We start from the raw sequence: 9,723 nt of genomic DNA on the forward strand, positions 1-9,723 counted from the left end.
GTTGGGTGACCAGAATGGGCACCAAAACGCGTCTAGATAAAGACCTAACCAAAACCACCGTCATCCCCACCGGAGCGAAGCGCAGAGCGGGGACCCGGTTACGCATGTGCGACACGAGATCCCGGATCGGCTCGCGCCGTCCGGGATGACACCGTGAAAAAGGTCTTTATCTGGAAGGCTTTGGTGCAGGCTGTGCCTGCCCCAAAGGCCAAACTCAATTGTTGGTGGACCATAGGGATCACCGAAACGCTTCGAGACAAAAAACTTTCCCCGCCCCCTCAATGCCATCCCCGCCGGAGCGAAGCGCAGAGCGGGGACCCGGTTACGCACGTGCGACACGAGATCCCGGATCGGCTCGCGCCGTCCGGGATGACACCGTGAAAAAGGTCTTTATCTGGAAGGCTTTGGTGCAGGCTGCGCCTGCCCCAAAGGCCAAACTCACTTGTTGGTGGGCGATTTGACGCGACAAATCGCCCGAACACACTGGATGAAGCGGTTGGGTGACCATAGGGATCGCCAAAGCGCTTCTAGGCAAAAAACTTTCCAAGCAATGCCATCCCCGCCTCAACGCAGTGGCGAGCGGAGGCTTAGGGCACTTTGCGCCACAAAGACGAGCACTCACCGAAAGCCGTGCTGGATGCCCCCCTGTGGGATTTACGCCCCAGCTTGGGCTTTAGTTATCCAAGAAGCTGCGCAGTTTGCGCGAGCGCGAGGGGTGCTTGAGTTTGCGCAGGGCTTTGGCTTCGATCTGGCGGATACGTTCGCGCGTCACGCTGAACTGTTGGCCGACTTCTTCCAATGTGTGGTCGGTGTTCATGCCGATCCCGAAACGCATACGCAGCACACGCTCTTCCCGAGGGGTTAGGCTGGCCAGAACCCGCGTTGTTGTTTCGCGCAAGTTCGACTGAATGGCTGCTTCTACCGGTAGGATCGCATTCTTATCTTCGATGAAGTCACCCAGATGGCTGTCTTCCTCGTCCCCGATGGGGGTTTCAAGGCTGATCGGCTCTTTGGCGATCTTCATGACTTTGCGAACCTTTTCCAAGGGCAGGCCCAGCTTTTCGGCCAATTCCTCTGGCGTTGGCTCGCGGCCAATCTCGTGCAGCATCTGACGCGACGTCCGCACCAGTTTATTGATCGTTTCGATCATATGCACTGGGATACGAATGGTGCGCGCTTGGTCCGCGATTGAGCGGGTAATCGCTTGACGAATCCACCACGTCGCATAGGTCGAGAATTTATAGCCACGACGATATTCGAACTTATCGACCGCCTTCATCAAACCAATATTACCCTCTTGAATGAGGTCTAGGAATTGAAGGCCACGATTGGTGTATTTCTTGGCAATCGAAATCACCAAGCGGAGGTTAGCTTCCACCATTTCCTTCTTGGCTTGACGAGCCTCGCGCTCACCCTTTTGCACGGTCTGCACAATGCGACGGAATTCATCGATTGGCACGCCGGTTTCTTGGGCGAGGGTGAAGATTTCTTGGCGGATTTCATCCACGCGGTCACGTTGATCGACCGCAAAACGGGTCCAAGACTTGGACTTATCCTTTACCGTATCAAGCCAGCTTGGGTCCATTTCATGGCCTTGATAGGCTTTGGCGAAATCTGGACGGCCAATGCCACAGCTTTCGGCCAAGCGCATCAATTTGCCTTCCAAACCGATGGAGCGCTTATTGATCGTATAGAGCTGTTCAACCAAGGCCTCGATCCGGGCATTGTTCAGCTTCAAGCTCTTGAGTTCATCGATGATGCTGTTTTGCAGCGCATCCATGGCGGCCAAATCATCATCAGTGATGGAAACACCACGAATGCGGGCATCAAGCGAGCGGTCCTTTAAGGCACGGAAGGCGTCAAAATGGGCGGCAACCGTATCGAGGATGCCCATGATGCCATCGCGAAGCTCGCCTTCCATGGCCGACATTGAAAGCGCGGCACCTTCATCCTCTTCGGCTTCAGCGCGGGCAGCGCGCGCCGCGCGGGCCCCGTCTTCATCATCTTCATCATCGCTGTTGGAGATGACTTCTTCTTCTTCCTCTTCCTCATCCTCAACCACAGGCGGGGCATTTTCTGCGCCATAAGTGGCTTCAAGGTCGATGATTTCGCGCAAGAGCACGCGGCCAGTTTGCAATTCGTCACGCCATACCATGATGGCTTCAAAGGTCAGTGGGCTTTCGCACAAGCCACGGATCATCGCATCGCGGCCTGCCTCAATACGCTTGGCAATGGCGATTTCGCCTTCGCGTGACAACAGCTCTACCGCCCCCATTTCCCGCAGATACATGCGGACGGGATCGTCGGTGCGGTCTTGGCCTTCTTTGGTATTGCCGGTTTGGATGACGACGGCGGAGTTAGACGAAGAGACGGTGGCGACTTCGCCCCCTTCTTCTTGCGCATCTTCTTCGGCTTCAATCAAATTGACGCCCATCTCGCTCAATTGCGCCATCACGTCTTCGATTTGTTCAGACGTGAAATCTTCTGAGGGTAGAATTTTGTTGAGTTCGTCGACCGTGACCCAGCCACGCACTTTGCCAGCCTTGATGAATTTCTTCACCGCAGCATTGTTCAAGTCCAGAAGTGGCGCATCGGGGGTGTCTGCGGATTGCGCTTCTTCAACTTTTTCTACCATGAATGTGCCGCCTCTTGGTTCCGCCATGTCGTCACATGACGCACCTGATTGCCATAAGTAATCCCTGACAGCCTGCCCTGTTATAGGCAATCTGCCATGAACCCGATTTTCCTGCCCCTATAGCCGATCTTTTTCAAAAGGTCAGCTAGGGGTTCCTGTACCAAGTGCCGCTGTCAACAACGGCACAGCCGCCCGTGCTGATTGAAGCACGTGCCGACCTTCTAATCTTCTGCCGGCAGAGAGAAAGCCTCTCCCCCGACGATAGATGCCCCAGCAGAGCTGGCCTCGTCGGCGCGCAGCGCACGGCGCTCACCAACCAGACGCTTCAGCCGCTCAAAGGCTGCTTCATCGCCACTGCCCGCCGCCGAAACGGCTTCGGCTGCGTCCGACGCCAGAGCCCGATGGGTCTCCAAACGTTGAAGAGCGATCAGCCAAGCGCGCTTGGCTTCCTCCACACTCAGCTCAGGCCGCGCATGGGGGTTAACCGGCGACCGGCGCGCCTCATCCACGACGCGCACGGCCTCGCTTTGACCTAATTGGTTCAGATGGAGACGAACGCTCTCAAAATCAATAGCGGATCCCGCATGATGTAAGTCCAAAAGGCCGTGGCGCAGTAAATTCAAGCCTGGATGGTCCAGAACAAGGCCTGCAAACGCCTCTTCATGGCCATCCAACAGCTCAGGTCGCAAGAGGGGTGCGACAACCAGATCCAACAAGGTTCGTTTCGGGCGGACGTTCCCTGCTTTGATTTTCAAGCGTAATTCAGCCGTGGCACTGCCAATCGGGCCGGTCTCTCCCCCCTTCCCGCGCGCTTTGGGGACAAAGGCTGGCCGCGCTGCGGGCGCAAACAGCGCATCGAGATTACGGCGCATATCCTCATTAAGTTCACGCTGTAAATCCGGGTCGGTGACTTGGCCTGTGAGCTGGCGCAGGCGCTTGCGCAGGCCGGCGCGGGCTTCGGCTGTGACCAAGGGCTCGCGCTCCTGTTCACGCTGAAACAAAAAACTGCCCAGTGCCAAGGCGGATTCAAAGACAGCTTCGATACCCGCAGCGCCCTTGGCCTTGATCATGTCGTCGGGGTCTTGGCCTTCGGGCAAAAAGCCAAAGGCCAAGGTCTTATCAGCTGATACCAAGGGCAAAGCCCGATCGAGCGCGCGCTCAGCCGCTTTTAGGCCTGCCTTATCACCATCAAAACACAGGATGGGCCGCTTTGAGGCTTTCCAGATCAAGCCCAATTGGTCTTCGGTCAAAGCGGTGCCCAAGGGGGCGACGGCGGCGAAGCCAGCGCGTTCCAGCGCGATCACATCCATATAGCCTTCGGCGACCACTATCGGCTTATCCTTGGCGGTGGCGCGGGCTTGGGCATAGCGGTAGAGATTACGGCTTTTGTTGAACACAGGGCTGTCGGGGCCATTGAGATATTTGGGCTGACCATCGGGGTCGAGGGTACGGGCACCAAATGAAACCGTGCGGTCGCGCGTATCGGCGATGGTGAACATCACCCGGCCACGGTAAAAATCAAAAGGTGCCCCACCATCATCCGGCATTTTTAACAAGCCCGCTTCGATGAGATCAGCCACTTGATGGCCGCCTTGCGTCAGGCGATCCTTCAGCCACGAGCGACTATTTGGGGCAAAGCCCAGACCAAAGCGGTCCCAATCGGCTTCATTCAAGCCGCGCTTGGCGAGATAAGCGCGCGCCTTTGCGCCTTCGGGGCTGCGCAGCGCTTGGGCGAAGGCGGCGCGAGCAGCATCCAATGCTGCAGTCAGGCGCTTGGCCTGATCATCCTTTGTGATGGCCTCCGGGTCGCGAGCGGGCAGCGCAATGCCAAGGTCTCGGGCTAAACGCTCAACCGCTTCTGGAAAAGGCACATTCTCGGTCGCCATAATGAAGTCGATGGCATTGCCGTGCTGGCCACAACCAAAGCAATGATAGGTGCCCTTTGAGTCCAACGCATGGAAACTGGGCGTGGCTTCATTATGAAAGGGGCAGCAAGCCCACATATCGCCGCGCGACAGATTGGATTTGCGCTTATCCCAAGTGACCTTGCGACCGACCACATCCAAAATGGAGGCGCGCGTCAGCACTTCGTCAATAAAGGGGCGGTCAAAGCGGGACATCGGGTTAGACAATGGGGCTTCCAGCCCGAATCAGCAAGCCCATGCCCCAGCCCAGTCACCAGGGTTTGAAGTCCCGCCCCTATTTCGCACTTGAACTGATTTTTGACCGTCAGTACAGACGCAGGAAGGTTCAATTATTACCCTCCCCCATTAAGGTGTCCCCTCATGAAAAATTCTGTCCGCTTGATCGCCCCAGCGCTTCTTGCTGCCTTAGTGGCCACGCCCAGCTTCGCCAGCGACCTACACGGGACGCGCTGGTTGACCGCCAATGGCAGCGGCATCATCCGGCTGGAGGCTTGCGGGACCAAGACCTGCGGTCGAATTGTTGGCCCGGGTCCTAAGGCAGACAAAAACGCCCCAACCACCGACACCAAAAATCCCGACCCCAAATTGCGCTCTCGTCCCATTATTGGCTTGGCGATCTTGACGGGCTTTACGGCTGGGTCAGACGGCAAATTCACCGGCGGACAAATTTATGACCCAACCGAAGGCAAGCTCTATCGCAGCGAGTTCCGGTTGAAGCGCGATGGCAAATTGGAAGTCAAAGGCTGTGTCGGCCCGATTTGTGTGGGCCAAACTTGGACGCCGATTTCTTAAAAACAAAACCCCGCCAGCGTCTGACACGAAGGCGGGGTTTAACTGTCCAGTCTCTGGCGCAGAGCTGATTTGCGCGCGGCTTAGATATGTTCGAGCATATATTCAGCGCCCGAAACCTTATATTCGGCTGGGGCTTCGACGAACAAATGCGTCACCACGCCATTATCGGCGACCAGCGAGAAGCGCTGCGAGCGCACGCCCATGCCAAATTTCGACGCATCCATTTCAAGGCCAATCGCTTTGGCGAAATTGCCGCTGCCATCGGCCAGCATGATGATCTCATCGCTAACGCCTTGATCCTTGGCCCAAGCGCCCATGACGAACACATCATTCACCGACAAGCAGGCAATGGCATCAACGCCTTTAGCGGCCAATTCGGCGGCCTTTTCCTTGTAGGACGGCAAATGCTTGGCCGAGCAAGTTGGCGTGTAAGCGCCTGGAACAGCAAACAAAGCGACCTTTTTGCCAGCAAAAATGTCTGCGGTGGTGCGCGGTGCTGGACCGTCAGCGGTGGGGACCATGAAGGTTGCGTCGGGAAGGCTGTCGCCTACTTTGATTGTCATCTGTCGTTCTCCATCATGGCGGCCAAACCATACGTGCGCCAAAGGGCGTCAGCGCCAGCCGCATGCGTGCTAGATAGTCTATCGCTTGTGTGAATCAAAGACGTGACCATGAACAAAACTGGGCGCCGTCCTTATCCGCACCTGTCTGAACAGGCAGACGGGGGTGCGACAATTTGAACCCCTTCCCTTGCGTCAAAAATTGAAATTCGCACTAGACAGCGGGGGATTTTGGCAACACGATTACGATTATGAGAAACTCGTTGGTGGGACGCTTCCTGATTGCCACGCCCTCGATGGCAGACCGTCGCTTTAAACGCTCGGTGATCCTCGTGTGCGACCATGATGAAAACCACGCCATGGGTATTGTGATTAATCGGGCGATGCCTCGTTTATTACTGCCAGACCTTCTCGATCAATTGGGGATCGACTGCTCGATCCGGGTTCCCGCGATCCCTGTTCTCGATGGCGGTCCCTGTCAGCGCGATCGGGGCTTTGTGCTCCACACCGATGATTGGGCGAGCGATGAGACGACCCAGCCCATCATGGGGGGCCTGCGTATGACGGCGACGCGCGACGTCCTGCAAGCCATCGCCCAAGGCCGAAAGCCCAGCCGCGCGACACTGGCTTTGGGCTATTCGGGTTGGGATACGGGCCAGCTTGAAGCCGAGATCATGGACAATGCATGGCTCGTCACCGAAGGCGATATTGACGCGGTGTTTGCCACCTCCAATCTGGATGACAAATGGGAGGATGCCATCAGCCGTTTTGGGCTGGAGCCTTGGCAGATTTCGCAAAATGCCGGGCGGGCGTAAGCGCTCAACACGAGTTGCGCCGTTGCCCGCGTAGAAAGCGCAACCCGTGTTGCGCGCTCCTTTCAATTCGTGATTTGTGACGAACGCACCTTACCGTGCGAGGCGCAACTCCCGTCAACAGCGACACGCTTTTGAGTTTAGCTTTGGGGCTGCTTTGCGCCAGAGGTGGTCACTTGGCGGTGGTTTAGCAATCCCCGAAAGCGGACATTTATGGTGCCGAACATTGGACCCGCGTGCTGCTCTGCCACTTGAAACTTGAACCATTCTTAATTGGCATTTTTTGACATAATCCTCTTTGGATGGCTGAGGAGATTTAGCATAAACGCATCGACGTTTGCGGACGCTCCCAAGCCAAGTCGTACCATCGCCCAGGCCGGAATTGCCCTGGCATAGGTCCCAGTTTCCGGATTTCCAGCAAGCGCGATTCAAGCCGGCCCTTATAACACTAACCCAACAGCTGCTGGGATCACGACGTTATCGCGGCAACTTATCCCGCTAAAAGCGTTGGAATCCTAAAGCCATCCTCAAGCAAGTCTCGCGTTACACTGCCAAACAACGACTGGTGGATTGGACCATAACGAATTGCCCCGGTTGCTAATACATCTGCCTCAAACGCTTTGGTAGCAGCGACCAAAGCGGCGTGAGCATTTAGACCCTGCGCAGAGATGGCCTCAAATCGTGCGGATATGCCATGGGCAGCAACAAAGTGGGTCGCTTCGATCCCAGACTCATCAACGCGCGAAATGTCGGGTTCTTCGACTTGGGCTACTACGATTTCACAATCCGCGTCAGCTAGGGCAATTGCAGCTTTGAGCGCTCTTGATGCCGCGGCACCTGGCTTCCAACCTACCAAAATCCTCGAGAGCGTTTGGGTTTTTGTGTGACTTTCCGGAAGGAAGAGAACGGGTCCACCATTAAAGATCGCTGTACTTGCAATCATACGGAAGCCTGCAGACTGCTGAGCTGGCGCGCCGAGGATACCAAGATCGCACAGTTGCAGGAGCGTTGCGAAAGTCTCCCCAATCCCTTCGGCGAAGTTTGTCCGATCGTGGACCGCGATTGGCGCACCTGCCTCTTGCGCCCATCTTTCTAGCTCCGTTTTTGCAACAGCCAGAGACCCATCGCCAGGGCCGACTTGAGATGAAAGAACATTGGTTGGGCAAGCTAGGGCCTGAACGCTTGCCCCCGCCTTTGCGGCGAGGCTGCACGCTAGCCTGACCGCGACCTCATCGCTCGGCAGCAGCGGACGTTCTGCGCGTACGGCAATACGGCGAATTGAAGATAATCCCATCGTCAACATCTCCATAACTTGTTAGTTCAAAGTACACCGCGTAACAGATTTATGACAGGCACTTGGTCTATCTGAGCCAACAAGAAAATGTGAACTCGTCGTAATGGTGTGGATTACCACAAATTGCACATCCAGTTTGGTTTAGGGTGTTTAGCCACTTGCCGAGAAGCAGGCGTAGACGATGCCATCCCCAGCCAGACACATTGAACTGGCGGCCAAGTTACTCGCCACAACAATCGGCCAATGCCTGACGACGGAAACCGAGCGATTGCCACGTTCAAGACCTACCCGAGAAACGATCCTGGAGTTCTCACGGATGATAAGCCGACGAAATCACTTTCTGGCGCTAGGTGCCGCCCTATGTGGCTTGACCGCAGGCAGTTATACCCTGGCACAACCAGCCCGGTCTCCTAGACGGATATCTCCATTTACTCCGGTTCAGTGGGTGACCCCGAAGGTCGAGGGCACCGGGCTGTCATTCCGGACGTTCAGAAGCAAGGCCGCAGGAACTGATGTTAGTTTCCACATCTATGCGCCTCCGGCGTATAAAGCCGATCCGGCCCGGCGACTGCCTGTGGTATATTGGCTGCATGGGTCTGGCGGGGGCGTTGCGGGCATTGCACGTTTATCTGCGCTGTTGGATGACGCCATCGCTGCTGGGCGGTGCCCACCCTTATTCATGGTTTTTGTTAATGGACTCCGGATGGGGATGTACGTTGATTGGGCAAACGGCCAAGTGCCGCTCGAGACAATCATCATTCATGAACTTGTTCCACATATCGATGCGAACTGGCCGACGATAGGCAGTCGCGATGGGCGCTTGCTCGACGGGTTCAGCATGGGCGGATACGGAGCCGGACGGCTAGGGTTTCTTTATCCTGAACTCTTCGGTAGCGTTTCCATGATGGGTGCCGGGCCAATGCAGGAGAGGCTGGAGAGGACCCCGCGCGCGAGTGGAGTCGTGGCGGCAGACCTCCTTTTGGAAGTCTATGGTGGCAGTCAGGAGCGCTTCGAGGCTGTGAGCCCGCGCCGCTACGCTGAACAAAACGCTGAAACACTCTCCCGTAACTCGCGACTACGGCTAGTCATTGGCGACCAGGACGAGACCTATCAAAACAATCGAGCTTTCCATGAACACTTAACTCGGCTCAAAATACCGCACGACTGGATCGTTCTTCCGGGGGTTGGCCACGACCCGATCGGGCTTTTGACCGCCCTCGGCGACCGTCATTGGGGCTTCTATCGAGAAGCGTTCGCTAGACACGGTAAGTGACGTAGTTGCAGTCGCCTTACCACCGCCCCCAAATAAGCCAGACCATCCGCAATCGGCTAAGTTTTGTTGAAATACCGATAGTCTCAAATGCGCCAATTGTTGCCGGGTGGGCGGTATTTGGCGGAGCTCGAAAGCGGACGGTTGCTACCGCTGTTGGAAGATGATGGTATTGCCGCTTGGGTCATCGATATAGACTTCGCGAGTGCCCCAAGTCTGATCCATCGGGCCTTGATGAACGGGCGAGTCTTGCCGTGTTGGAACAGACAATCCTCGTGCGACGAACTTCGCAAACAGCGCGTCGACATCTTGGCAAAGAACAATGCAAGACGCTTGCGCAATACGACTCGGGACTTCCGCTACGCTGATATGCAATTCATCAGCATAACGAGTAAGGATCGCATAAAATGGCGCATCTGAGGGCGTCGCAAGAGC

At 56.2% G+C, this 9,723-nt stretch carries 8 protein-coding genes; 3 read left to right on the forward strand and 5 right to left on the reverse strand.

Features of this window, described 5'->3' with window-relative positions; all coding sequences use genetic code 11:
* Positions 1–673: 673 nt before the first annotated feature.
* A complete protein-coding gene (rpoD, locus tag B7364_RS00045; RefSeq protein WP_085337906.1) occupies positions 674–2,635 on the reverse strand; it encodes an RNA polymerase sigma factor RpoD in 1,962 nt (653 codons plus the stop codon).
* Between the two features lie 221 nt (positions 2,636–2,856).
* Positions 2,857–4,767, reverse strand: a complete 1,911-nt coding sequence (dnaG, locus tag B7364_RS00050; protein WP_157893370.1) for a DNA primase — start codon at positions 4,765–4,767, stop codon at positions 2,857–2,859.
* Positions 4,768–4,920: 153 nt separating this feature from the next.
* Between dnaG and B7364_RS00055 the strand changes: the two genes are divergently transcribed.
* Positions 4,921–5,352, forward strand: a complete 432-nt coding sequence (locus tag B7364_RS00055) for a DUF2147 domain-containing protein (protein WP_085337901.1) — start codon at positions 4,921–4,923, stop codon at positions 5,350–5,352.
* An 80-nt stretch (positions 5,353–5,432) separates the two neighbouring features.
* Here the strand turns inward: B7364_RS00055 and B7364_RS00060 are convergent, their stop codons facing one another.
* Positions 5,433–5,915 carry a peroxiredoxin gene (locus B7364_RS00060; RefSeq protein ID WP_085337902.1) on the reverse strand — a complete coding sequence of 161 codons (483 nt, stop codon included), beginning with the start codon at positions 5,913–5,915 and terminating at the stop codon, positions 5,433–5,435.
* A gap of 248 nt (positions 5,916–6,163) precedes the next feature.
* Between B7364_RS00060 and B7364_RS00065 the strand changes: the two genes are divergently transcribed.
* Positions 6,164–6,727: a YqgE/AlgH family protein gene (locus B7364_RS00065; protein ID WP_085337903.1), complete on the forward strand. Its 564-nt coding sequence runs from the start codon at positions 6,164–6,166 to the stop codon at positions 6,725–6,727.
* Positions 6,728–7,214: 487 nt separating this feature from the next.
* Here the strand turns inward: B7364_RS00065 and B7364_RS00070 are convergent, their stop codons facing one another.
* Positions 7,215–8,018, reverse strand: a complete 804-nt coding sequence (locus B7364_RS00070; RefSeq protein WP_157893371.1) for a hypothetical protein — start codon at positions 8,016–8,018, stop codon at positions 7,215–7,217.
* 445 nt (positions 8,019–8,463) lie between these two features.
* On the opposite strand from B7364_RS00070, the gene B7364_RS00075 reads away from it, so the two are divergent.
* On the forward strand, positions 8,464–9,291 hold the full coding sequence (locus B7364_RS00075; RefSeq protein WP_157893372.1) for an alpha/beta hydrolase: 828 nt from the start codon (positions 8,464–8,466) through the stop codon (positions 9,289–9,291).
* 144 nt (positions 9,292–9,435) lie between these two features.
* Here the strand turns inward: B7364_RS00075 and B7364_RS00080 are convergent.
* Positions 9,436–9,723, reverse strand: a 288-nt coding sequence (locus B7364_RS00080; protein ID WP_198533980.1) for a VOC family protein, incomplete at its 5' end; no start/stop codon positions are given.

This window comes from Aquidulcibacter paucihalophilus, assembly GCF_002105465.1.
GTDB classification, from domain to species: domain Bacteria; phylum Pseudomonadota; class Alphaproteobacteria; order Caulobacterales; family Aquidulcibacteraceae; genus Aquidulcibacter; species Aquidulcibacter paucihalophilus.

What these genes read in the sequence shown, in the direction of transcription:
- rpoD (WP_085337906.1), bottom strand. Translation starts at nt 2,635, where the DNA reads ATGGTAGAAAAAGTTGAAGAAGCGCAATCCGCAGACACCCCCGATGCG.
- B7364_RS00055 (WP_085337901.1), top strand. Translation starts at nt 4,921, where the DNA reads ATGAAAAATTCTGTCCGCTTGATCGCCCCAGCGCTTCTTGCTGCCTTA.
- B7364_RS00060 (WP_085337902.1), bottom strand. Translation starts at nt 5,915, where the DNA reads ATGACAATCAAAGTAGGCGACAGCCTTCCCGACGCAACCTTCATGGTC.
- B7364_RS00065 (WP_085337903.1), top strand. Translation starts at nt 6,164, where the DNA reads ATGAGAAACTCGTTGGTGGGACGCTTCCTGATTGCCACGCCCTCGATG.
- B7364_RS00070 (WP_157893371.1), bottom strand. Translation starts at nt 8,018, where the DNA reads ATGGGATTATCTTCAATTCGCCGTATTGCCGTACGCGCAGAACGTCCG.